Origin of the sequence: Psychroserpens mesophilus, from assembly GCF_050617655.1 — a bacterium.
Taxonomy (GTDB): domain Bacteria; phylum Bacteroidota; class Bacteroidia; order Flavobacteriales; family Flavobacteriaceae; genus Psychroserpens; species Psychroserpens mesophilus_A.
The window spans coordinates 624878-648204 of record NZ_JBODQC010000001.1; the positions used below are offsets into that span (position 1 = coordinate 624878).

Consider the following 23327-nt stretch of genomic DNA (forward strand, 5'->3'; position numbering starts at 1 on the left):
AAAGACCTCAACGTTATAGTAGAAGCCTATATCTGTAGTATTATTTTTAGTGACGTTTAATAGCACGTTTAACTATCGTTTGTCCATTAGATAATGTAACTTTAGCCACATATGCTGTTTGACTTAAACTGTGCAATTCAAATATTTCAGTAGAATTATGACCTTTAAAATTGTAAAGCGTTCTTCCTAAAAGATCCATTATTTCAATGGTATCTATGATTAAATTATTACCCACTGAAAACTTTACACTACCATTTTGTAATTCAATAATTGAGAGTTGGTTTGAGTTAATCTCATTTTCTCCAATTGAGAGTGCTTCAGATTGGTAAACGATTTCAAAGCGGTTAGAGAAATTTCCATTTTCTGTTGAAAAAGTATAATCAGAAGTTGTTAAATCATGTATTGTCCCTAATACATGATCTTTCAGATATACTGTTACTTCGCTTAATATGCCTTCGGTTTGATATAGAGAAATAGTTAGCTCTCCTAGTATTTCAGAATCATAACCTATAGGAATTACATCATCTAAAGTAAATGTTGGTCTTCCTTGAATACCGTACTTATATAGGTTTGTTTCATCTTTTGAATAAAAATCGATATAGTTAGAACTTTCTAATCGAATACCATCATAAAGTCTGTCTTTACCTAAAGTTCCATCTTCCATATACCCAACTAATATCTGGCTAAAGGCACCATCAGGATTTGTCAGATTAATCCACATTCTGTCTTTTTCAGTATAAGCAGAAGAATTAGATTCTGAATTTCTAAAGAAGTCATTATTACTATAGGTTCTGCTGCGCATGGCATTCGTAAATTCAACTGTACCAGCAGTAACAGCATCAATAAAAAAACCTTGACCAGAAGCTATGTAACCAGTAGGTATGTTGCTAACTACAGTTCCAGTTGAAGCTGTACCAACACCTCCAACAGTATTATACATGGCATAATCATTAGAACTAAAATTGTAAGCATCAGGACCTGGATTAGTGATTAAAATATCATCTTCATGAGTCCATAGGTATACTGTACCATCTAAATTGGTATTATGAGCAACAAAGTCATCTGCAGAAATTGCAGAAGGATATGGGTTCCCTAAAAGATTCCAGTCGTCATTTGTAGCAGCATTATTTTGACTTAAAGCCACACTAACTGGAATAGTACCTGTATTTAGTGTTCCGTTAAAGGTGATGTTTCGTTGATGAACTCCAACACCATTACTCATGGCAGCATAACCAATTCCAGGTTCCATAAAACCATAATGATTAGTCCATGAATCCTGATTATCATCAAAACCATCAGCGCCAGGAACTCCATCAGGATCCTGAACATCAAAAAAGAGAGAGGTGTTAAAGCTGTAAATTTTAGTGGTAAAAAAACCACCTAATACAGTTTGGATACTTGTACCCGAAATGGAATAATCTACAGGAGAAGACCAGTAAGTATAGTCGTATGTTTCCATATCTGTAGTAGTTTTACGAACGTTAGTCGTACCATTATTGGTTACAATACCAGTATCATCTATCATTACCAAAGACCCTTCAGTTTCAATATCTAAAGTGCTATTGACAGTTAAATCGTAATTTATTTCAACATAACCTCCATTTCTAATGTTTAAAGTCCCTGAATTGATGGTTAAAGAACAAGCGCTAATATCACCGTGAGTAGAAGTGTCATAATTAAAATCTATAGTTGCTATGGTATTAATATCTGGCGTACCATTGCTCCAATTACCAGGAGATACCCAAGATGTACTTTGAGTTTTGATTCTAACAGCTTCGCTAGCAGTAAAACAAGTATTTAAATTTTCTCTAACCTGACAGTAATATTGGTAGTTATAAAGACCAACTGTATTTGAAATACTTAATGTTGCAGTAGTAGCTCCACTATATGTTGCATCATCAGATAATGCAGACCAGCCATCAATACCAGGAATTGATACAAACCATTGGTACGCTAGAGATAATCCTCCAGTAAAACCTTCGGTAGCAGCAACTGTAAAAGATGCTGCAGTATCACATGCATTAGCAGGTGCAACGGGTTCTAAGGTAATCGTTGGTGGTATTCCAGTTGAAAAATCAAAAAGGCCAATATCACTGTAATCAACAGGAGTTAAGGCATCCCAATCATTTTGCATATTGTCTGGCGCATACCAAGAAGCTATTCTAGGTACCGTAATACCAGTGTTTTTACGTCTATACGTATAACCACTAGTAGTTGTTGTAAATTGTGCTCCAGCAGTATCTCCCCAAACATCAATCCAAACTTCTGTTGTGCCATCATCGGTATAAAGACGAATATTGTCGTTACCATTTAAAGCAGGTATAGCAGAGAACTCATTAGCAATATAGCCACCTTCTGGGTCTGTTGCACTAGTACCTCCAATGGCAACCACATAAACTGAGTTATCAGGCATAGTATAGGCTGCAGATAAGTCAACAATAGCTCCACCAGCATTATTAGAACCATTATTATGAACTCTAATTTCATAATCGGCTAAATTAACTGGAGCTCCAGTGCCATTAAAAATTTCTATATAGGTATGTGCTCCTACAGGAGCATCAGTAACTTCAGATATAAATAAATCACTAGGTGTTAGTCCAGCGGTTCCTTCACAAGAACTAATGGTATTATCAATAACTGTAAATAAATCAGAGGTTTGACATCCAATATTATTTGTTACAACAATATTTCCAGAGATAGAACCATCTGGAATTGTGATTTCAATTTCAGTAGGAGATATCACAGTATGAGCAATTGAAGAACCTGCAAAATTTACAGAAGTTGATCCTCCCAAATCACTTCCACTTATAGTAACTATCGTATTGTCCGGACCACTCAGAGGTGTGACTAGATTTACAGCTGTTGTACAAAACCCATTTCCACTAATAGCAAATTCAAAAATATTTTCACTGCCAGTTGGATCATCGTTTGTAATTCTAACAGTTGCATTTCGAACTCCGACTACGGAAGGCGTAAAAGTGACATCAAAAACTATGAGATTAGCTGGATTAGTACTAATATCAGTAATTACAATTGGTAAACCAGATGGTAGTGTAACTGAGAAATCTATTGCATCAACACCAACAATTTCTATATTACTGATTGTCAAATCTGCTGTACCAATATTTTGAATTCTGAACGATTTGGTTTCAGGAGTACCTAGTTCAAGACTCGAAAACTGAGTGTTGTCAAAAAAACTAGGTGTTATATCATTATTAGAAATATCAGGAAAAGTATTAATATCACCTTCTACATTAATTTCAGGTTGTAACGTAGAACATTGAGAAATTAAAGTATTAAAACCAGGACTTCCACCATCAATAACATTTTGCCAGTTGGTGCCAGTGTCAGAATTATCAAGGGAATCATCTGTAACATGCAAGGACGTTGTATTGCCTCCATCACTAGAATTATAGGTTACTGTATCAACTATTGTCGTTCCAACATCGTTAGCTACAATAGAGATATTAGCACTAGAATTTGGTAAAGTTCCTGAGCTAGATGCGTTAGCGTAATCTGGCGTAAAAGGGCAATCAGGATTAAAAGTTGCATCACCACTATCACCTAAAGCAATGGTAATACAATCACCACTATTGATTACGGTTCCTGTAGATGGAAAGACAAATCTAGTGTTACCATTGACTTCAATGGTATAATCGTTAAGTACCTGAGAAATTCCAGTCGTATTACATATTTCAATCCATTCGTCATCTGTGCCAGTAGAATTATACATGATTTCTGTAATGATAACGTCTGCAATTACTGGCGTTTCATTATCAAGAATTGTAAGAATATGCTGTGTGTTACTACCAAGGCTAATGGCATTTCCTCCTGTGGGATTTGTTAAATTTAAAACGATAATTTCATCACCTTCGTAAATCAAGTCATCATTAGAAATAAAAATGGTAAAACACTCATTTGTAGCACTATTTGAAGGGAAATTTAATGTTTGAGGAAATGAAATTGCTGTTGAAGTCCCATCATCATAATCAATACCGTTAGTTGCATTACTAGAAGGATCTAAGGTAATATCTACAGATGAAGGTGCTGGATCTGGATTAATAATTGAAACACAAATAGCTATTGAAGTGCCATTTTCAAGAAGGGTTGATGATGCAGAAACAAATTCTACTTGTGTATTTGTTGGTAATGCAGCAGCTGTCCATGATACATCATCTAATACAATTTGTCTTGTGCCAGATGGAGCCCTAAATTCAATAGAAACGGCTCCCGTTTCATTAGCAGTAAAAGATCTAGTGTACACCGTTCCCATGGAACCAAGGGTGTATGAGTCATATAAAGTCCCATTTACGTACACTTCCATAGTTCTATCAGCTTCGTCGCCTCCTGTAAAATAAGATCTAACACTATAGGTTAAATCACCAACACCATTAGCATCAGTGGTAGTCGTAACTGTTTTCGTTATTGGAGTAGTTCCTGCAAAACCTATAGATCTTCCAGTTATATTATAAGTGCTATTAACGGTTCTGGCATTAGCGTATGTCCACGTTAAACCATTATCACCAATGTAAGAGTTATTTGTATAACCTCCTGTTGTTGCATTAAGACTCGTAAAAGTTTCAGAGCCTTGTCCATAAGAAAACAGAATACCACATAAAAATGTGATAATGATATGAACGTAATTTCTTTTCATAGGGATAATCAATTAATTCAATTAATTACCAAATTGGTAAGCTTACAAATTTATGCAAAAATAGTTATAAATGAGCGGTTTAAGCGATGACTTTTATTAACAAAATGTTATAATTTTGTGAAATGATTCCAAAGAAAACCTATACAGTAGATGAAGCTCAAAAACGGCTTGAGCATTATTGCGCTTATCAGGAGCGTTGTCATAAAGAAGTCTCTCAAAAATTGTATGACATGAATATGATTCCAGAAGCTAGAGATCAAATTATTGTGCATTTACTTCAGCATAATTTTTTAAATGAAGAACGTTTTGCAAAAGCCTTTGTTCGTGGAAAATTCAGAATAAAAAAATGGGGAAAACAAAGATTGCAATTAGAGTTAAAACGAAAAGACATTAACAAAACCATTATTGCAATTGCTTTAAAAGAAATCAATTTAGACGACTATTACCATACATTTAATAAATTGGCTGAAAAAAAACTCGAAATGATTAAAGAAACTAACTCTCAAAAGCGAAGAAAAAAACTTGCCAATTATTTGTTTTACAGAGGTTGGGAAAGCCAATTGGTTTACGATAAGATTCAAGAATTAATTCCGTAAAAGACTACATTAAAAGCAACAAAACAAGAGAAAATCCAACGCTGCACAATAAACTTATAAAAACAACTTTCAACCAATTATTAATTTTCGAAAACATCAAGTTGTATTTTATTAATATCATACCCGTATCATACCCGTATCAATATAAATTACACTTTGAAATATAATAAATGTGCATTTAAAGAAGACTTACACATTAGATAATAACATAAATAATAGAATGTAAACATCTTTAATCATAATCAAATATGATACAGACTTATCGGTTGGATTGCAAAGTGAATTAATCTTACAGAAAATATAAAACAGGTAATTAATTTACCAACCTTATAATGTGCTTTTTGGTAACAACAACCTCAATAATTCAAGTAAACACTAAACTGTCGCTTCTATTTATATGTCCTATAAACTGAACGTCGCTCCAATATTTAACGTAAATTGGTTATGAATATAGTAGCTAATTTCAGATTTATCATTGCTATATTTTGCCAATGGAAAATTAGCTTCAGTAAAGACTCCAAATCCGTCAGAAAAGAAATAACGCGCTCCAACATGACCTCCAAAGTTTTTTAAGCTCAGGTTCAACCCAGGATAAACGTCAAAATTGTCATCCACATTAATCACATTACCTAAATTGGCATTAAATCTAGCTTCTAAGTCAAAACGATCACCAAAATCAGCATCTAATCTACTGTCAATACCTAAAGCATAGGTTGATGATACACCAACGGAAATGTTTTCTCCTAAGCCATAATCATAACTTACATTAAGACCTGTAGCCTCATCTTGAAAGTTAGCAGCAACTTGAAACTTTTGATCTCCTTTTCCTTTAAATGCCTGAGCATTTACTATTGAAACAGATACTAAAGCGATAATAAAACATAATTTTTTCATAGTGAATGTCTAAAATTTGAGTTTGCAAATATATATAAGTTTTAATACTGAAACAATTCTTTTAAAAACTCTTATTCGTGCGAGAAATTGCTTGTTCGTTTTTCCAGTCTATCCATTTTTGCCCTTTGATTTGTCTCATAAAATTATCAAAGTGACGCATAATTAGAACATTATAAATTGCTTTTCCTAAATTTTTTGGACGTCTAGGGATAGCACGTAAACTCATTGAAAATCCTGGAGTTATATATTTCATGTAATGCCAGTAGCCTTCAGGCATGTATAAAATTTCTCCATGATTTAGTTCACACTTCCAACCTTTAGCATTTTTAAGAGCTGGCCATGTATTGAAATCAGGATTTGAAAAGTCAATATCTTCTCTTGTAATTAATGAGTGAGGTATTTTATAGAGATAGTCATTTTGTTTTTGGTCAAACAAGATGCATAATTTTTTACCTTCAAAATGAAAATGAAAAATATTAGCCAAATCAATATCATAATGCATAAAGGTATGTGAGTTTTTGCCTCCAAAAAACAGCATTGGTAAGTTTTTCATGAGTTTTAAACCCAAATCCGGATAGCTGAAATCTTTTTGTAATTGAGGAATTTCCTTTAATATATTCCAAAGGAAAATACGATACTTAGTAGGTTTACTTTTGAGTAAATCGACATAGTCGCTCATTTTCATCCTGGCATGTGGATCGTTGAAACCATCTTTATAGTCAACAGGTCTGTCATCATATAAGGGAACAATTTTATCACCAGCAATCGTTTTCATATAATCTAAACTCCATTTAGTATATGCTGGCCAATCTTCAATAAAGCGTTCAATAACCACAGGCTTTTGTGGTTTATAGTAGTTTGAAATAAATTCCTCTTTAGAGATGTTTTTCACACGAGGAATGTCTTGAAGATTCAGTGTTGACATCAGAAAATGATAAGGTTCAAAGTTAAGAAAACGTTGCGAAACGAATTAAATTGTTTGTTAAAATTTAAACTTTAACACGAGCAATTAGATGTCCCAAAATAGCTTAATTATCTTTTTTAATCTTGTTTTTGCTGGAGTTAGAGACAATCAAAAGGTAAGGAAGCCCAATCATTATTGCGACAAAAACCGCATATATATCAATCTTAGGGTTGTCAAGCCATTTTGAAATGAAATATCCCATAATCATAATAAAAGACATCCCGAACATGGTATTTCTGAATACACTAGCTATCCCTTCAATATCATACTTTTCTTGCTTTTTTTTAGGCATGGTATTATAACCTGCTATTAAAAAATACATCTTACCGTATTTAATAAGAATTCCTAAGACTATAAAAATGATGGAAACGATAATCGACATGTTATATTTCATTCACTATGCCTGTCGTTTAAAACAGATTAGTACTTTTTTTATTTAATTGCTTTAGCTTTTAATTTAGCTTCTTCGTTACGTTCAATAGTGTGTTTTGGTCGTGACCATTTTGGTTTTTCTCCAAGCGGCTGGTATTGAGAATCTTTAGCCTCAACCGATTCTGGTTGCATTTTTTTGATGAATGGCTTTTGCGGATTTAAACCAAGAAGTTTAAATAGTTCCATGTCTTCATTAACATCAGGATTTGGTGTGGTTAACAATTTATCACCTGCAAAAATAGAATTTGCACCTGCAAAGAAACACATTGCCTGACCTTCTCTTGTCATTTCTGTTCTACCAGCACTAAGTCGCACCTGGGTTTCTGGCATTACAATTCTGGTAGTTGCAACCATACGAACCATATCCCAAATAGACACTGGTTTTTGGTCTTCAAGAGGAGTCCCTTCAACGGCTACTAAGGCATTAATTGGAACTGATTCTGGTTGTGGATTAAGTGTAGATAGAGCCACTAACATTCCTGCTCTGTCTGCTTCATGTTCTCCCATACCAATAATACCTCCAGAACATACCGTTACATTGGTTTTACGAACATTATCTATAGTTTGCAAACGGTCTTCATAGCCACGCGTAGAGATAACTTCCTTATAATATTCTTCGGAAGAATCTAAGTTGTGATTATAAGCGTATAATCCGGCTTCAGCTAAACGTTGTGCTTGATTTTCGGTAATCATGCCCAATGTACAACACACTTCCATATCTAGTTTGTTAATAGTTCGAACCATCTCAAGGACTTGATCAAATTCTTTACCATCTTTAACATTACGCCAAGCTGCTCCCATACAAACACGAGAACTTCCTGAAGATTTAGCTCTTAAGGCCTGAGCTTTTACCTGTTGAACTGTCATTAAATCATTGCCTTCAATATCTGTATGATATCTTGCAGCTTGCGGACAATAGCCACAGTCTTCTGGACAACCACCAGTTTTTATAGATAATAATGTTGATACTTGAACCGTATTTGGATCATGATGTTCACGATGTATGGTTGCAGCATTGTACAACAATTCCATTAATGGTGTATTGTATATCTCTAGAATTTCTTCTTTAGTCCAATTGTGTCTTGTTTCGCTCATAGGTCAAAAATAAAATTTAAAATTATTAAATTCTAAAAACTGAGTCGTAAATATGAATTGTTTTTTAACAACGTAATTGAGAACAAAGTTCAATTAAAAAATCTGCTTGCAGGTGGTTTTTTATTTAGTTATCATTTTGAGCGTAGTCGAGAAATCTTGTATTGAAATTTCGATGACGCTCAATTTGACATTAAGGATTTATTTTTCGTCTGGTTTATCAATTTCATCACGATCGGCTTCAACCTCTTTCTTGTCTTTACCTTTTATATATTCAGGTAAATCCATTCCAGCCATATTAAACATTTCTTGTAAAGGAGGAACTGATTTATACATTCCTGACAGGAAGTTTGCAGTAGATGATTTTCCATCTTCTCCATTTGCACCATTCTCCCAAACAGTTACTTTATCTATTTTGATGTTTTTAATGGCATCAGCTTGAAGTCTGACCAATTCAGGTAACTTATCTGCAATTAATAATAATACAGCATCACGACTAGAATTTCCAGCAGCTTTTACAATTTGTTCCATACCAGCAGCTTGTTTGGTTAAGATTTCAAACTGACCTTGCGCTTCGGCTTGAGCTTTAAATAAGATGGCATCTGCTTCACCTTTGGCTTTTCTTCTGATGCGTTCCGCTTCAGCTTCAGCATCAATTTCTACTTTGCGTTTGTCAATTTCAGCAGGAACAATAACATCAGCCATTTGAGATGAACGCTCACGTTCTGCTCTTGCAGTTTCAGCATCTTGCTCAGCAGCATACGATTCCTGAAGTGCTTTTGCGCTTTGTACTTTTTCAGCAGCTATAGCCACACGTTCAGCTTCAGCCTCACGTTGACGACGTAAAGAATCAGAATTTGCAACCGCAATTTTTGCCGTATTTTCACCTTCAACAGCTTGAGCATTAGCAGCAGCGACTTGAGTTCTTTCATCTTGTACAGCATTTGCTTCACCAATAGAACCATCTCTTGTTTTTTCGGCAACCGATTTACGTGCTGCGTTAATAGCGTGTGCTGCAGCTTCTTTACCAAGTGCTTCGATATAACCAGATTCGTCAACAATATCAGTAATGTTTACGTTGATTAATTTTAAACCTACTTTCTTTAATTCGGTTTCAACACTTTGTGAAATATTGGTTAGAAATTTATCACGATCATTGTTAATTTCTTCAATATCCATAGAAGCTACCACCAAACGTAACTGACCAAAAATGATTTCTTTAGCCAGTTCTTGAACATCTTGCATTGCTAAACCTAAAAGACGTTCAGCAGCATTTTGCATTACACCAGGTTCTGTGGACACACCAATGGTGAATCGCGATGGAACGTTGACACGAATGTTTTGTTTTGAAAGTGCGTTCACCAGATTAACCTCAATAGAAATTGGTGTTAAATCTAAAAACTCATAATCTTGAATGACAGGAAAAATAAAAGCTGCTCCACCATGAATGCATTTTGCTGATTGTCCTCCACCTACTTTTCCATACACAACCAAGATACGATCTGAAGGACAGCGTTTGTAGCGTTTGATAAGAATGATAAGAAAAACAAATACAATAAGTACCGCAATAACGATAACTATCGGAAAGCCTAAATCAAAGTTTTGTTGTGTCAGAAGGTAGTTCATAAGTTTGTGTATTAATTGGTTCTATAGGTTTTTTAGTTTGATCTACTATTAATATACCATTACTGGTAACATCTACGACTTTAATAATGGTTCCAGATTTTAGCTCAACTAACGAGTCGCTCAGTGCTTCTAGTTCACGCAAAGTGCCTTGAACTCTAATACTTACTTTTCCCATTTTGCTTCTGTTTGGGCCAACGGTTAAGTAAATTTCACCAATGGCTCCAAGTGCATTTTTATAATCTAGTGTACCGCTATCTGTTAATTTTCTCATAGAAAAAAACATTAAAGCCATGATGCCCATCATTACAAGTCCGGCTACAAAAGCAATAATAACACTTACAGGTTTTGAAAGTCCAGCATTGAGGCATGCAATGCCTGTCCATCCGAAAATGGTAAAAAACCCAACAAGATTTTTAAACGTGATAAACTGAAAACCAATTCCAGTATCTGCATCTATATCGGTGTCTGCATCTAAATCATCTCCACCATCAATACCTGCAAAGGTTGTAATGATAACAAAAAGGAAAATTAATGAGCCAATAAGAGCAATGACCCAAAAAAATTGAGAGAACCCGTCTAAAGCTGAAAACCATTCCATAATAGGTTTGTATTAAAAATTAATATTGAAATATAAGATCTTTACACCAGCCTTACAACAGTTATCAAAGGTTATTTTGAAAGTAAAATAGACACTGCATTTCCACCAAAACCAACAGCATTTACCAGAATTTTATTGAGGTATTTTGGTGTTTGGGCTTTTAGGTAAGGTATTGAAATAAATTTTTGGTTGTGCAACATTAAAATGGCCATTTCAATATTTAAAAGTCCAGAAGCACCAAGGCTGTGACCTATCTTCCATTTATTAGTAGTTAATGAAGGAATTTTGTTACAAAAAACCGTGTGAATTGCGTTTAGCTCAGCTTGATCCCCTTTAATAGTTCCAGGTGTATGAGTCACAATAACATCGATGTCTTCTGAGTTTACTTCACCTAAAGCCATTTTCATTGAGCGTTGAAAACAAATGGCATCTGTTGATAAAGACGCATTGTGTTCTAAAACTTCTGTAGCATAGCCGATGCCAATAATTTTTGCCAATGCGTTTGGGTTTTCTCCAGATTCTAAACATGCCATGGCAGCACCTTCGCCAAGAATCATTGTGTTTTCGATTTTGTTGAGATTTAGGGATTGATTTGGGTATTGAGATTCTTCGTTTTGATTTGAATGACCATTTGCTTTAGCATAAATTTTCAAAGCTTGCATTTGAGCAATTGTAAAAGGTGTTAAAGGTGCTTCACTTCCTCCAACAAGAAATTTATCACACATGCCAGAGTTGATCCAGGCAATGCCATTTAGCATTGCATGTAAAGCTGTCGAACAGGTTATAGAATGTGAAATTTCTGGACCTTTAGTTTGTAAATCATGTGCTACCCAAGACGAGATGTTTCCTAAGGTGGTTGTAGGAGAGACTAAAGTTTCAGCATTATGATTTTTAAGAAATTCTTTGTGATAGTGTTCAAATAATGTTGTTGCGCCTCTTGAAGAACCAATATTGATTCCGAAGTTATCTGAAGCCTTCCAGTTGGCGTTTATAACAGCTTGTCTGGAGGTATAAATTGCGAATAGCACAGAATCGTCGAGTGCTTTATATTTTGGATTGGATTGTTTTAAATTATCAATTTCTATTTTTAATTCTGAAGGTAATTCGGCAACCCAATTGGTTTCTTTTTTAGTAAAAAAGTGTCTGTTGTTTTGATAATTATTCCAAATGTCTTCAGGTGACTTTCCTAAAGGAGAAATTGAAGATATAGCAGTTATAGAAATGGGTTGTTTCATATTTGTAGTTATACTGAAGCAAATTCAGCATCTCATCATTTTTGTGCGGTGAATCAGGCCTAATTCAGATTGATATTCATTAAGCAAAAGTAATACTTATGCGTTAAGGATAGAAGCGGCATCCTTTTTAATTTTTTTAAAAATTGAAAAGATATAGCGGATAGCCTGACCACTTGTGGGAACGCCCTAAATCTCTTTTAAAGCAGCTTCAATCACTTGATATATTTTTTGGAGCTGTACTTCTGAAATCACATAAGGTGCTTGAATATAAATGGTATTGCCTAATGGTCTTAAAAATACGCCATTGTTCATAAAAAAGCTAAAGAGTTTATCGCGTAAGTTGCCATAACGTTCCATTTTAATGTTTAAATCTAAAGCGAAAATAATTCCCGTTTGACGCACTGATGCTACTTTTTGATGTTGCTGTATATGAGTTGCAAACTGCTGATGCGAAGCAATAATACGTTTTATGTTGTTTTGAATGTTATTAGATGTTAATAACTCTATGCTAGCTAAAGCTGCTGTGCAAGCCAAAGGATTTGCAGAGTAGGTGTGACCATGAAATAAGCCTTTACTCATATCGTCACTGTAAAACGCATCGTAAATTTCTTGTGTGCAACTTGTAATTGCCATTGGTAGTAAACCTCCAGTAAGCGCTTTACTTAGACAAATGATATCTGGCTTTGTCTCTATATAATCTGAAGCAAAATAACGTCCTGTTTTACCAAAGCCAGTCATCACTTCATCAGCAATAGTGATGATGTTATTGGTTTTACAGAAGTCTAAAATGGAATTTAAACCATTAGCATTGTGCATTTTCATAGCAGCAGCACCTTGAACCAAAGGTTCGTAAACAAAACCTGCAATATTATGTTTTGATGTTAAGGTTTTTAAACCATTTAAGATAGCATCATGATTATCACCATTAGGAGTTGGTATTCGGATAACGTCTAAAGAAAAATCCTTAAAAGGACCATTATAAACTGAAAGTCCGGAAACACTCATGGCTCCAAACGTATCACCATGAAAACCATTTTCGAATGCTATTAACGTGTTGCGTTTTTCGCCACGATTAAAATGGTATTGTAGTGCCATTTTAATTCCAATCTCTACAGATGTGGAGCCATTATCACTAAAAAAGAGTTTTTCTTGATTGTTAGGAAGTATCTCTATTAAAGCTTCTGAAAGTTTTACAGCAGGTTCATGGGTAAAACCACTAAACACAACTTGATCTAGTTTTTGCATTTGCTCAGAAACTTTTTTGGTGATGTATGAATTGCAATGTCCATACATACAGGTATACCAAGAGGCAATAGCATCGATATATTCATTACCATCTTCGTCGGTTAGAAGACAACCTTTAGCTTTGGTAATAGCAATGGTTTCAGGATGTAATTTATGTTGCGTAAGTGGATGCCAAATGTGTTGTTTGTCACGTTCGTTTAATTTCATAGGTAGCTTTTAAATTTTTCAGCATAGTCTTTCACCACATTTTTATCGAAATAAGGTTCTTCTTCGATTCTGCCAATGATTTTAACCTTAGTCATTTGTTTTATGATATCTTCAGTGGTTTTGTGTTCATTGCCACTAAAAATTACTGAGGTGTCAAATCCTTTCTCTTGCAACAGATTTAAGGTTAATAGTGTATGATTTATACTACCTAAATAATGTCGTGAAACCACAATAATTTTATAAGTTGGTTTGATAAGGTCTAAAATAGTGTGTTTATGATTTATGGGAACCAATAATCCACCAGCACCTTCAATTACTAAATGATTTTTTGTTTTGGGAGGTTTTATGTGCTTGGGTTCAATAGAAATACCATCAATATCTGCAGCAGCATGAGGACTCATTGGTGTTTGTAATGCAAAGCTGTTGCTGTGAAATTTTGAAACTTTATTTGAAATTAATTGCTGTACTTTTTTTGTGTCGCAATGTTGTAAATCGCCTGCTTGAATTGGTTTCCAGTAATCGGCTTCAAGAGCTTCGGTGATTATAGCTGAAGCTATAGTTTTTCCTACATCAGTTCCTATTCCTGTAATGAAATATGTATTCATTTAAAATGATTATTGTCTTTAAAAGTTGTCACATTGAAAACGTGTTATTTTTTACGCTTCAATTTATAGAGCAAAGGTAGTAAGTAAGTGTAAGACTTCCGAGATTTCTTTTTCGGTATTAAATGAATGGATACAGAAACGCAAACGCTCTTTTCCTTTAGGAACCGTTGGAGACAGAATGGCTTTTACATCAAATCCGTTATGTTGAAGCTCTTGAGCAATGTGTTTGGCTTTCTTGTTTCCTGAAACCACACAGCAATGTATAGCCGAATTACTTTCAATAAAATGATGTTGAAGTTTGAGTCGCGCTATTTCGGTTTTAAAAAATGTAATGTTGTGACGAAGTTTTTTTAGTTGAAATTCTTGAGTATTAAGTGCATTGTATGCAGATTGAATAGTTGCTAAATTGTGAGGCGGAAGTGCAGTTGTATAGATAAATGGTCTTGAGAAATTAACTAGATATTCTTTTAGATCTTGATGACATAAAATAGCTGCTCCATGAGTTCCCAAGGCTTTACCAAAGGTTATAATTCTGGTAAAAACTGAAGCTTCTAAATTAAGTTTAGAAATTAATCCTTTTCCACAGTTACAAAAAACACCAATGGCATGCGCTTCGTCAATAATAAGAAGATCGTTATGTTTTTTTGCAAGCTTAGATAATGCTTTTAAATCTGGAGAATCGCCATCCATAGAGAATACAGATTCTGTAACGATGTATATGTTAGATTCTTTTGCTAAGACCTCTCGACTGCGCTCGAGGTGACATTCTAAATCCTCTAAATCATTATGATTAAACTTGTAGGCTTTAGCATTGCTCATTTTGATTCCATCACGAATTGAAGCGTGGCATAATTCATCATATAAAATGATATCATTGCGTTGCGGCACAGAAGAGAAAAAGCCTAAGTTGGCATTATAACCAGAATTAAATATTAATGCTGTTTCAGAGCTGTGAAAAGCACTTATTTGCTGTTCTACAATGTTATAAAGTTTATGATTGCCAGTAAGTAAACGAGAGCCAGTCGATCCGTTTTCTAGTAGTTTATGCTCTGTTACGTATAAATGTGTTTCTTTAAAAATTGCTTCAGATTTAGAAAATCCTAAATAATCATTAGAAGAAAAATCTATCAAATGATTTAAGGTTCCTAACTGTCGGAATGCATTTTCTTGTGCGCGTTTATCTAGTTTGTTTTGAAGGTTTTTTGGTAGCATTAATCAAAGATAGGAACACTATATAAGTATTCAAAACGAGATATGTAATCTTTAATATATTATTAATATTTGATAAATAATTATTGTTTTACGATAATTATTGTATATTTGTTATTGTTAAACGATAAAAATATGAAAGCAAAACGAATTTTTTATACAATGAATGTGGTTTCATGGATTGTATTTATTGGGTATTGTATTAAAGCAGGATCAATATTTTTTGTGTCTATCTTAAGCCTTTTTGGAAATAAGAATGTCACTGAAAATCTATATCTAGGAATCGATCTTTCAAGTTTATTTGAGTTTAGTACAACTCATTATACACTTTTAGTAATGTTACTTGTAATAATTGCCAGTTTAAAAGCTTATGTTTTTTATCTGCTTATTTCAATTTTTAAAATTATCAATTTTGATAAGCCTTTTAATTCTGTAATAGTGAATTTAATCTTTAAAATTAGTTACATAGCATTGAGTATAGGTTTGATTGGAATTTTTGCAAATTCATATGTAACATGGTTGAGGTTTAAAGTGTTTTTTACTCAAATAAGCATAGAGACTTCGGCTTATATATTTATGGCAGGTGTTGTTTTTGTTATTGCTACTTTATTTAAACGTGCTACCGAAATTCAGTCTGAAAATGAATTAACTATATAATTATGAAAAAAATTAAATTTTTGAATGTCTTTATAATTCTTCTGATTGTAATATACATTGTACATTTTATTGGGAACGTTTATATTACTTTTTTTACAAATTTTCTCCAACCATCTGATAGTGATTTTTATAAGAATTTTATTTTCGGATATTATACACAATTTGTTGGTTTAATATTTTCAATTATAACATTTATAGGTTTATTGTTTATAAAAAATGGTTTAAGTGTCATTATTAAAGAAGACATATTTAATTTTAAAAGTTCAATCAAATTTAAAACTGCTGGTAAGTTACTTTTACTTTCAGGGTTTTTAAGTCTAATTTTTAGCATGACGTTATTTTACAGTTCTCAAGAAATTACATTACTAGCAGAGATAGGACGAGATTTTTTATTGATGGTTATTGGATTTAGTTTGTATATCGTAGCAGATATTTTACAAAATGGAAGTTTATTAAGACAAGAAAACGAGTTAACAATATAAAATTATGTCTATAGTAGTTAATCTTGATGTGATGTTGGCCAAACGAAAAATGAAGAGCAATGAATTGGCTGAAATTGTTGGTATTACAACCGCAAACCTTTCGATATTAAAAACAGGAAAAGCTAAAGCCATTAGGTTCTCAACGTTGGAAGCTATTTGCAAGGCGTTAGATTGTCAACCTGCAGATATACTAGAGTATTTAAAAGACGAATAGTTGATTGATTAGATTGTATAAGATAGAAAACAAAAAACGCCAAACAATTTATCTGTTTGGCGTTTTTAATTATTTAAATATAAAGTCTACTTAATCAGCAAGTACAATAACTTTATTATCTTTCATTTCAATAGTACCAGAATTAATAGGCAACCAGAAACCTTTGTCAGTTTTGTTAAATTTAGCTTCAACATCTTCTTCTAAAGTGATGTTACCATTAATTTTAACATTACCTTCTTTTAAAATCGATACAATAGGAGCGTGATTGTTGAGCATTTCAAACTCGCCCATCAAACCAGGAACAGCAACACTTGTTACTTCTCCACTAAATAATGTAGCTTCAGGTGATACAATTTCTAAATACATAGTTTATTGCTTTATGCTTTAAGCTTTAAGCTTTAAGCTGTTTACGCTTCAGTAAGCATTTTTTCTCCAGCTTCAATAGCTTCTTCGATTGTTCCTTTAAGGTTGAATGCTGCTTCTGGTAAGTGATCTAATTCACCATCCATAATCATATTAAACCCTTTGATAGTTTCTTTAATATCAACTAATACTCCAGGAATACCAGTAAATTGCTCAGCAACGTGGAACGGTTGAGATAAGAAACGTTGCACACGTCTTGCTCTACCTACAGCCATTTTATCTTCTTCAGATAATTCTTCCATACCTAAGATGGCAATAATATCTTGTAATTCTTTGTAACGTTGTAATAACTCTTTTACACGTTGTGCACAATCATAGTGCTCAGCACCTAAAATATCGGCAGTTAAAATACGTGACGTAGAATCTAATGGATCTACCGCAGGATAAATCCCAAGCTCAGCGATTTTACGAGATAATACTGTTGTAGCATCTAAGTGAGCAAAGGTTGTAGCAGGAGCAGGATCGGTTAAATCATCTGCAGGTACATACACCGCTTGAACAGATGTAATAGAACCTCTTTTAGTTGACGTAATACGTTCTTGCATCGCTCCCATTTCGGTTGCTAATGTTGGTTGGTAACCTACTGCAGAAGGCATACGACCTAATAATGCAGATACCTCAGAACCAGCTTGTGTAAAACGGAAGATGTTATCAACGAAGAAAAGTACATCTTTTCCTTGTCCGTCACCAGCTCCGTCACGGAAATATTCTGCTATAGTTAATCCTGAAAGTGCCACACGAGCACGAGCTCCAGGAGGTTCATTCATTTGTCCGAATACGAAAGTTGCTTTAGAATCTTTCATAGCCGTTTTATCAACTTTAGATAAATCCCATCCGCCTTCTTCCATAGAGTGCATAAAGTCATCACCATATTTAATAATACCAGACTCTAACATTTCACGAAGTAAATCGTTTCCTTCACGAGTACGTTCTCCAACACCAGCAAAAACTGAAAGTCCACCATGACCTTTTGCGATATTGTTAATTAACTCTTGAATCAGTACTGTTTTACCAACACCAGCACCACCAAATAAACCAATTTTACCACCTTTGGCATAAGGTTCAATCAAATCGATTACTTTAATACCAGTAAATAAAACTTCAGTAGAAGTAGACAAATCTTCAAACTTAGGAGCTTGTCTGTGAATTGGAAGGCCGTTATCACCAGCTTTAGGTAAATCACCAATACCATCAATAGCGTCTCCAATTACATTAAAAAGGCGTCCGTAAACATCTTCACCAATTGGCATTTGTATAGGAGCACCAGTTGCAACAACTTCAGTTCCTCTACTTAAACCATCAGAAGAATCCATTGCAATAGTACGTACAGTATCTTCACCAATGTGAGATTGTACTTCTAATACTAATTTAGAACCATCTTGGTTGTTAATTTCTAACGAATCATAAATTTTTGGAAGTTCAGTACCAGCTCCGAATTCTACATCGATAACTGGACCAACTATTTGTGCAACTTTACCTGTAACTTTTGACATTACTTATGTGTTTAATGTTTAGATATTTCAATAGTGAAAAATGAGATTTACTTTATGTGATAAAAGCATTCCTTTTTCGCGCTGCAAAGATATAGCTTTAATTTAAAAATTAATGTATTTTTTTTCTTTTTTCATCATAAAAAAACACCTTCAAAAAGAAGGTGTTTTTAAACTAATTTTTATGTTATCTTATTGAAGCGTAGCAGAATAGTTTGTAGGTAAATCAGCAGCAACAGGAGTTGAGCCTGATGCTATAAAATTAGAACCAAAAGCAGCATCAATTGCAGCTAAGAATTCACGAGCCATTAATCCATAACCTCTTGAGGTTAGGTGAATACCATCTAAACTTACTAGTCCGCCAAAAACTAAATCGGTATTCATTACAAATTCATCATACGTATAACCAGATATAGCTGCTTGTTCTAAAACAGCTCTTAAATCAGCTACAGCAACATTAGGATTAGCATCTGCCACATCTATAATTGTTGTATTGTAAGCTGCAGTTGCATTTGCTATTTCTTGTTGTTCTTCTGGAGTTAACACCCATTTATCCTCTAATGGTAATGTTATACCTTCAACAGCAAATGTTCCTGCAAGGGTTTGAGGTAAAAGACCTCCACTTTCTGTAATTAAACTTACAACATGCTCAGCATTTACTTCGCCAATAATAGAACTGCTTGGTAACACAAATAAATCATTTTCTGTAGCAGATCTTGCTTTACCATATTGTTGTCCTAATAATTGAGCTACTAGTGGTGCAGCAGCAGCAGGTAAACCTAAAGACTGTACAAATGGAACAAAAGTTGGACTACTACCTAAAGTCGTAGTGATTGCTAATGTTAAATCAGTTGCGTCTTCATCAATTATTACTACTGGACTAGCTTCTGTTGATGAAAAAACAATTGCTCTTTCTGGTTCTCCAGCTCCAATATATATTTGATTTATAGCTCCATAGACTTGATTTAACAAAGATATTTGATCTCCTAAAGCATCAGGAGTAATAGGGTTATAAGGTACAGTTGTAAAATGAGATAAGCTAGTAATATCAGGTACAGTAGTTACCACACCTTTAGCTCCATTTGAAGTTAAAGCAGTAATTAAGTTATTAAAAGCAAAATCAAAAGTAGCAGAGTCTGTAATTGGATCATAATTAGGAGCATCTATATCACTTTCTCCACCAGAAGTAGCATAACCTAAAACGTCATTTCCACCTACTTCAGATAAAGTGAAAAATGTTGGGTTTTGAGCCATTGCTAATTCTAAAATTGAAGCATTTTGATTATTTCCTGTTACTCTAATAGCATATGGATTGGCTGCAGCTGGAAAATTTGAAATATTACCATAACCTGAAGCTATTAAATGAAAACTTTTTGCACCAGGTATTCCTAAATTATTAAAAGGACCTGTTGGATTATTTAAAGCAAAGTCAGTAGTTGACATTGCAGATGGATTTACAGCTTGTAATGGTACTGGACCAGCACCACCAAAAACGAGTCTTTCTGTAAAAAGTCTATCTCCTGTTATAGGGCTAATTACTGGATTGCCACCGAGAATAAGTCCTCCGAAATTATCATTCATTAACGGTTGTGTAAAGCTTCCACCACCTACTTTTTCAAATTGTTTGGCCAATAAATTAGGGAACGAGTTTTCTTGAGTAGCAATAAACAAACCACCATCAGTATAACCCGCTGTAAATGATGCGCCAATGGCTACATAATTTGAAAAATCTAAATCACCAACAGTTAATTCTTCTAAGACAACATCATCGTTGGCATTAAGGTCTCTAAAATCTTCTACGAGTTCATTTTCGCAAGCTACCATACCAAATGTAAGTATTGATAGCGCTATATATTTTAATGTTTTCATTTTAAATAATTTCTTTTCCATTATTATAAATTATTGATAGTCCAAGAGATATAGTATTGAGAACCAATATAACCTGTACCGAAAGCGGTAAAGTATTCATCTTGTAACAAGTTCGTTCCTCCAACTTTTATTGATGACTTCAAACTTGGGATTCTATAGTTGATTTGTGCATCAACTACGTGAAAAGCAGGAATTTCTCCATCACCAAATGAGGATTCCCAATAATAATTATCACTCCATCTCCAAGCAAGGTTAAATCCAAAATTTTTGAAAAGTTCAGTATTTCCAAATGATGCTTTAACTTTATGCTCAGGAGTATTGAAATTAGTTCTGAAATCAGGATTGCTCTTTATGTCGAAATCCATTTTTGCATAGGTGTAGTTAGCACTTAAATCAAAGTCACCTAAAACTTTAGTAGAAACCTGTACTGCTGCTCCATAAGAATTTACTTTTTCTTCTGAGTTGGTATAAGTTTGATAGCCAACAACATCTTTATTTAGTAATGCGTCTACAGCAAGTTGAGTTTGTGGGTCTGTTAAATCTATTAAACCATCACCATTAGGGTCTACATTTCCGTATAAAGGGGCAACAACAGTTTCATTAGCTAAGAAATCTTTATAAGAGCTATAGTAAGCTGAGGCATCAATAATGAATTTTTTAATTTTTCCTCTATAACCTACTTCGAATGAACTGACTTGCTCAGGCTTAACGTAGTTAGAATTTCCTACCTCCAAAGCATTTGGATCCGAACTCGCAGCAAAATTATCTACTGAATTTTTAAAGAAAGAGTTTGTATATGCTGCGGATCCATTTTGCGGAAGGACAGCTGGTTGTGCAGGATTGTTTACAGCATAATCTCTTTCATAAAGGTCTCCTATATCTTCAGCACCACCAACGAGTGTACCTAAGGCAGTTCGTAAACCAATATACAATGATTGTGTATCTGGGTTTCTAAAACCAGTTTGAAAAGAAGCTCTAAAGTTATGGTTTTCATTTACTGTTAAACCTGCAGATATTCTTGGTGAGAAAAATGCATCGAACAATTCTGATTTATCATAGCGTAAAGAGCCAGTTAACTTTAATTCTAAACTTTCATTTAGTTCAATTGAGCGTTGTAATTGCGTGTACAATCCTAATTCAGAATAAGTAATAGGTCCATTTGCATCTGCATAAATAGTTCCAAAGGAATTTAGCCTGTATGTTCTATAAGATCCACCTACTTGAATCTCGGCAAATTTAATTTTGTCTCTAAAGTTGTAATTAGCGTCTCCGTGATAGATTTTAGAATTATCCTTTAAAGCAGAACCAGTTAAGAAATCGGTATCTGATGTTACTTGTTCATATAATCTATTAAATTCATCTGACCCTAATTCTGGTCTTCCTTGTTCAGCAGCAATTCTTGCAGCATCATGTGCTTGTGTATTTGTAGCACCACCAAGTGTTTGTCCAATGTATTCTGCAACATATTCTCCAAACCATACATCATGAGCTTTCCATGCTTGTAATAAATTAGGACCAGCTACATCCAATACATAAGTGTCACCGGCTTTATCAGAATTGACATAACCTCGTATAAAAAAGTCATCATTTTTTATTTCTAACTTATGTTGTTGTAGTGAAAAATTATCGATTCTATAGCGTTGCGCACCTTGATAGATAGTAGAACCAGAAGCTACTTTACCAACGTATTGGATTTCAAAATCATTTTCCCAAGGTCTGAAATATAAACCCCAATCTGCTTTAATACTTTCCGCATTGTAATCGGTTAATTCCTCTTCTTTGTATCCTGTTCTACTAACATTAACATCAGGAACTAAAGCAGCAGCACCAGCAGGAGCTAAACCTAAGCCTTCCAGGGTTAATGCCACATCTCTTATGTTTGTTGTTACATTATCACCATACACATTAACACCATCATAATTTATGTTAGATTCACGTGTGCCTCCAGGCATGTCTTTGTCATCATAATTAGTGGCATACCAGTCTGTACCTTTTGTGTATCCAAAATTTACTTTTGCTGCAAATTTATCGTTGAATTTATGAGCCATACTTATACCAAAATCTGTGTAGTCATTATCTCCAGCTGCATCTTGGGAAGTTATCCCTTGTTTAAAATAACCTCTAATACCTTGGTGATCAAAAGGGTTTTTACTACGCATAAATAATATACCGTTGAAGGCATTTGCACCATAAAGTGCCGAAGATGCACCAGGTAAAAGTTCTACACTCTGAGCATCAGTCTCTACAAACCCTAATAAGTTACCCATAGGGAAATTAAGTAAAGGAGCAGAGTTGTCCATACCATCTACTAGCTGTACAAACCTTGTATTGGCAAAGGTTGCAAACCCACGAGTATTAATGGATTTAAAGGTTAAACTATTGGTGTTTATATCTACACCTTTTAAGTTCTCTAATCCTCCATAATAATCTGCAGAGGCTGTGTTTTTAATTTCTTTTAAACCAAAACGTTCAACTGTTACAGGTGATTCGAAAATACGTTCTGGAGTTCTTGAAGCAGAAATAACAACTTCGTCTAATTCTGTACCTTCTACTAACGTTACGTCAATAGTTTGAGGGTTTGTAGTAACTTCTTGATTAACAGTTTCAAATCCAACACTACTAATTTGAATTGTAAATGGAGGATCTTGTTCGATGGTTAAGGTATAGTTACCATCATAATCTGAAATCGTACCTGTGGTTGTTCCAGTAACAATAATGTTAGCTCCTGGTAAGGGTTGACCATTATTGTCGGTGATTTTACCTTTTACTGTCGTTTGTGCAAAAGAAAAGGCGCAACAAAACAGCATCATAGTTTTGAAAAGTGTCTTCATTTTA

The 23327-nt window shown here is 34.1% G+C and carries 19 protein-coding genes; 4 read left to right on the plus strand and 15 right to left on the minus strand.

All coding sequences use genetic code 11. The features are described from left to right. Positions 1 to 46 precede the first annotated feature (46 nt). Positions 47 to 4654, minus strand: coding sequence for a lamin tail domain-containing protein (locus tag ACRHNM_RS02695; RefSeq protein WP_431133389.1), 4608 nt, complete (start codon positions 4652 to 4654; stop codon positions 47 to 49). Positions 4655 to 4776: 122 nt separating this feature from the next. Between ACRHNM_RS02695 and ACRHNM_RS02700 the strand changes: the two genes are divergently transcribed. Further along, positions 4777 to 5250 (plus strand): regulatory protein RecX, encoded by a 474-nt coding sequence (locus ACRHNM_RS02700; RefSeq protein WP_431133391.1) that lies wholly within the window; start codon positions 4777 to 4779, stop codon positions 5248 to 5250. Positions 5251 to 5652: 402 nt separating this feature from the next. On the opposite strand, the gene ACRHNM_RS02705 is transcribed toward ACRHNM_RS02700, so the two are convergent. From ACRHNM_RS02705 to ACRHNM_RS02750, 10 genes are all read right to left on the minus strand, one after another. Beyond that, positions 5653 to 6144: a DUF6646 family protein gene (locus ACRHNM_RS02705; protein ID WP_431133393.1), complete on the minus strand. Its 492-nt coding sequence runs from the start codon at positions 6142 to 6144 to the stop codon at positions 5653 to 5655. Between the two features lie 61 nt (positions 6145 to 6205). Next, entirely contained in the window at positions 6206 to 7069 is an 864-nt protein-coding gene (locus ACRHNM_RS02710) for a cupin-like domain-containing protein (RefSeq protein WP_431133395.1), read from the minus strand. A gap of 103 nt (positions 7070 to 7172) precedes the next feature. Continuing rightward, a complete protein-coding gene (locus ACRHNM_RS02715; RefSeq protein WP_431133397.1) occupies positions 7173 to 7502 on the minus strand; it encodes a DUF3784 domain-containing protein in 330 nt (109 codons plus the stop codon). Positions 7503 to 7540: 38 nt separating this feature from the next. After that, on the minus strand, positions 7541 to 8635 hold the full coding sequence (gene bioB / locus ACRHNM_RS02720) for a biotin synthase BioB (RefSeq protein ID WP_431133399.1): 1095 nt from the start codon (positions 8633 to 8635) through the stop codon (positions 7541 to 7543). Between the two features lie 198 nt (positions 8636 to 8833). Continuing rightward, positions 8834 to 10258, minus strand: coding sequence for a flotillin family protein (locus ACRHNM_RS02725; protein ID WP_431133401.1), 1425 nt, complete (start codon positions 10256 to 10258; stop codon positions 8834 to 8836). Next, complete coding sequence (locus tag ACRHNM_RS02730) at positions 10227 to 10856, minus strand: hypothetical protein (protein WP_431133403.1); 630 nt, start codon at positions 10854 to 10856, stop codon at positions 10227 to 10229. Before ACRHNM_RS02730 ends, ACRHNM_RS02725 begins: the two co-directional genes overlap by 32 nt. A 71-nt stretch (positions 10857 to 10927) precedes the next feature. Next, positions 10928 to 12091 (minus strand): beta-ketoacyl synthase N-terminal-like domain-containing protein, encoded by a 1164-nt coding sequence (locus tag ACRHNM_RS02735; RefSeq protein ID WP_431133405.1) that lies wholly within the window; start codon positions 12089 to 12091, stop codon positions 10928 to 10930. Positions 12092 to 12277: 186 nt separating this feature from the next. Then, positions 12278 to 13543 (minus strand): adenosylmethionine--8-amino-7-oxononanoate transaminase, encoded by a 1266-nt coding sequence (bioA, locus tag ACRHNM_RS02740; protein WP_431133407.1) that lies wholly within the window; start codon positions 13541 to 13543, stop codon positions 12278 to 12280. Continuing rightward, positions 13540 to 14148, minus strand: coding sequence for a dethiobiotin synthase (gene bioD / locus ACRHNM_RS02745; RefSeq protein WP_431133409.1), 609 nt, complete (start codon positions 14146 to 14148; stop codon positions 13540 to 13542). Before bioD ends, bioA begins: the two co-directional genes overlap by 4 nt. A gap of 63 nt (positions 14149 to 14211) precedes the next feature. Further along, positions 14212 to 15360 carry an aminotransferase class I/II-fold pyridoxal phosphate-dependent enzyme gene (locus tag ACRHNM_RS02750; RefSeq protein ID WP_431133411.1) on the minus strand — a complete coding sequence of 383 codons (1149 nt, stop codon included), beginning with the start codon at positions 15358 to 15360 and terminating at the stop codon, positions 14212 to 14214. 132 nt (positions 15361 to 15492) lie between these two features. On the opposite strand from ACRHNM_RS02750, the gene ACRHNM_RS02755 reads away from it, so the two are divergent. From ACRHNM_RS02755 to ACRHNM_RS02765, 3 genes are read left to right on the plus strand one after another with little or no spacing between them, the layout of a single operon-like run. Beyond that, on the plus strand, positions 15493 to 16014 hold the full coding sequence (locus tag ACRHNM_RS02755) for a DUF2975 domain-containing protein (RefSeq protein WP_431133413.1): 522 nt from the start codon (positions 15493 to 15495) through the stop codon (positions 16012 to 16014). Positions 16015 to 16016: 2 nt separating this feature from the next. Then, on the plus strand, positions 16017 to 16496 hold the full coding sequence (locus tag ACRHNM_RS02760; RefSeq protein WP_431133415.1) for a DUF2975 domain-containing protein: 480 nt from the start codon (positions 16017 to 16019) through the stop codon (positions 16494 to 16496). 4 nt (positions 16497 to 16500) lie between these two features. Next, a complete protein-coding gene (locus tag ACRHNM_RS02765) occupies positions 16501 to 16710 on the plus strand; it encodes a helix-turn-helix domain-containing protein (protein ID WP_425076613.1) in 210 nt (69 codons plus the stop codon). 90 nt (positions 16711 to 16800) lie between these two features. Here the strand turns inward: ACRHNM_RS02765 and ACRHNM_RS02770 are convergent, their stop codons facing one another. The 4 genes from ACRHNM_RS02770 to ACRHNM_RS02785 form a co-directional block, all read right to left on the minus strand. Continuing rightward, a complete protein-coding gene (locus ACRHNM_RS02770; protein ID WP_431133417.1) occupies positions 16801 to 17076 on the minus strand; it encodes a F0F1 ATP synthase subunit epsilon in 276 nt (91 codons plus the stop codon). Positions 17077 to 17117: 41 nt separating this feature from the next. After that, complete coding sequence (atpD, locus tag ACRHNM_RS02775) at positions 17118 to 18626, minus strand: F0F1 ATP synthase subunit beta (protein ID WP_425076615.1); 1509 nt, start codon at positions 18624 to 18626, stop codon at positions 17118 to 17120. Positions 18627 to 18815: 189 nt separating this feature from the next. Further along, the gene (locus ACRHNM_RS02780; protein WP_431133419.1) at positions 18816 to 20492 is read right to left on the minus strand and encodes a G-D-S-L family lipolytic protein; all 1677 of its coding nucleotides are present in this window, start codon (positions 20490 to 20492) and stop codon (positions 18816 to 18818) included. A 23-nt stretch (positions 20493 to 20515) separates the two neighbouring features. Next, a complete protein-coding gene (locus tag ACRHNM_RS02785) occupies positions 20516 to 23323 on the minus strand; it encodes a TonB-dependent receptor (protein ID WP_431133421.1) in 2808 nt (935 codons plus the stop codon). Positions 23324 to 23327: the final 4 nt, after the last annotated feature.

What these genes read in the sequence shown, in the direction of transcription:
- ACRHNM_RS02755 (WP_431133413.1), top strand. Translation starts at nt 15,493, where the DNA reads ATGAAAGCAAAACGAATTTTTTATACAATGAATGTGGTTTCATGGATT.
- ACRHNM_RS02730 (WP_431133403.1), bottom strand. Translation starts at nt 10,856, where the DNA reads ATGGAATGGTTTTCAGCTTTAGACGGGTTCTCTCAATTTTTTTGGGTC.
- bioA (WP_431133407.1), bottom strand. Translation starts at nt 13,543, where the DNA reads ATGAAATTAAACGAACGTGACAAACAACACATTTGGCATCCACTTACG.
- bioD (WP_431133409.1), bottom strand. Translation starts at nt 14,148, where the DNA reads ATGAATACATATTTCATTACAGGAATAGGAACTGATGTAGGAAAAACT.
- ACRHNM_RS02735 (WP_431133405.1), bottom strand. Translation starts at nt 12,091, where the DNA reads ATGAAACAACCCATTTCTATAACTGCTATATCTTCAATTTCTCCTTTA.
- ACRHNM_RS02780 (WP_431133419.1), bottom strand. Translation starts at nt 20,492, where the DNA reads ATGAAAACATTAAAATATATAGCGCTATCAATACTTACATTTGGTATG.
- ACRHNM_RS02750 (WP_431133411.1), bottom strand. Translation starts at nt 15,360, where the DNA reads ATGCTACCAAAAAACCTTCAAAACAAACTAGATAAACGCGCACAAGAA.
- ACRHNM_RS02765 (WP_425076613.1), top strand. Translation starts at nt 16,501, where the DNA reads ATGTCTATAGTAGTTAATCTTGATGTGATGTTGGCCAAACGAAAAATG.
- ACRHNM_RS02785 (WP_431133421.1), bottom strand. Translation starts at nt 23,323, where the DNA reads ATGAAGACACTTTTCAAAACTATGATGCTGTTTTGTTGCGCCTTTTCT.
- ACRHNM_RS02695 (WP_431133389.1), bottom strand. Translation starts at nt 4,654, where the DNA reads ATGAAAAGAAATTACGTTCATATCATTATCACATTTTTATGTGGTATT.
- ACRHNM_RS02760 (WP_431133415.1), top strand. Translation starts at nt 16,017, where the DNA reads ATGAAAAAAATTAAATTTTTGAATGTCTTTATAATTCTTCTGATTGTA.
- atpD (WP_425076615.1), bottom strand. Translation starts at nt 18,626, where the DNA reads ATGTCAAAAGTTACAGGTAAAGTTGCACAAATAGTTGGTCCAGTTATC.
- ACRHNM_RS02725 (WP_431133401.1), bottom strand. Translation starts at nt 10,258, where the DNA reads ATGAACTACCTTCTGACACAACAAAACTTTGATTTAGGCTTTCCGATA.
- ACRHNM_RS02705 (WP_431133393.1), bottom strand. Translation starts at nt 6,144, where the DNA reads ATGAAAAAATTATGTTTTATTATCGCTTTAGTATCTGTTTCAATAGTA.
- ACRHNM_RS02700 (WP_431133391.1), top strand. Translation starts at nt 4,777, where the DNA reads ATGATTCCAAAGAAAACCTATACAGTAGATGAAGCTCAAAAACGGCTT.
- ACRHNM_RS02710 (WP_431133395.1), bottom strand. Translation starts at nt 7,069, where the DNA reads ATGTCAACACTGAATCTTCAAGACATTCCTCGTGTGAAAAACATCTCT.
- ACRHNM_RS02770 (WP_431133417.1), bottom strand. Translation starts at nt 17,076, where the DNA reads ATGTATTTAGAAATTGTATCACCTGAAGCTACATTATTTAGTGGAGAA.
- ACRHNM_RS02715 (WP_431133397.1), bottom strand. Translation starts at nt 7,502, where the DNA reads ATGAAATATAACATGTCGATTATCGTTTCCATCATTTTTATAGTCTTA.
- bioB (WP_431133399.1), bottom strand. Translation starts at nt 8,635, where the DNA reads ATGAGCGAAACAAGACACAATTGGACTAAAGAAGAAATTCTAGAGATA.